Here is a 661-nt window from a genome sequence, read left to right on the forward strand (position 1 = left end):
TTTTAGACATTCCGCTGTTTATGCATTCATTCATGATTTTGGCCCAGTGCTCTGCACGGACCTGATGTGTGATCTTATCCATAGGGACACTCCTCTAAAAAACTTGTAGCTTTCTGGAGGTATTATCTCATAGATAGATAAAACTAGCACGGTACTAGTGATTTACCGTGTACGTATGCAATCTTAGTTTATGGGGATTAAAAAGTCGGCAAAGCCGACTTTTTCTTTTCTGTCTTATTGTGAATTCTCTTGCTAATTCTTTGTAAGCGCCAAATATTCCTGCGGATTTCCAGAGCCTCAGGTTTTGCCTATAATTGTAGCCGATAGATATTTAGACTATTTCACTACAATTATGGAGGCTAGGTTATGGCAGGTACTCGCAAAGCCCGTGTTCCGATGGCGGAACAAATCAGGCTTATCAATGAATGCCGCCAGAGCGGCATGACAGATGCTGACTGGTGCCGTGAAAACGACATTGCAGTAAGCACCTTTTACAACTGGATCTGATCCGCTGCCGGAAAGCGGCAGCGGATCAGATCCCGGCAGCGAATTTGCAAATGTCAACCACTTTTTTACATTGTTAGGTAAGATGTTTTTTACATCGTATGGTAAGGAGTTTTTTTCATACTCTGGTAAGCAGATTTTTACATCGTAAGGTAAG

The 661-nt window shown here is 42.1% G+C and carries 1 protein-coding gene; it reads right to left on the reverse strand.

From position 1 onward, the window contains the following. Positions 1–336: 336 nt before the first annotated feature. Positions 337–661, reverse strand: a 325-nt coding sequence (locus B5F07_RS22920) for a hypothetical protein (protein ID WP_204248885.1), incomplete at its 5' end; no start/stop codon positions are given.

The organism is Lachnoclostridium sp. An169 (assembly GCF_002160525.1).
GTDB classification, from domain to species: Bacteria; Bacillota; Clostridia; order Lachnospirales; family Lachnospiraceae; genus Mediterraneibacter; species Mediterraneibacter cottocaccae.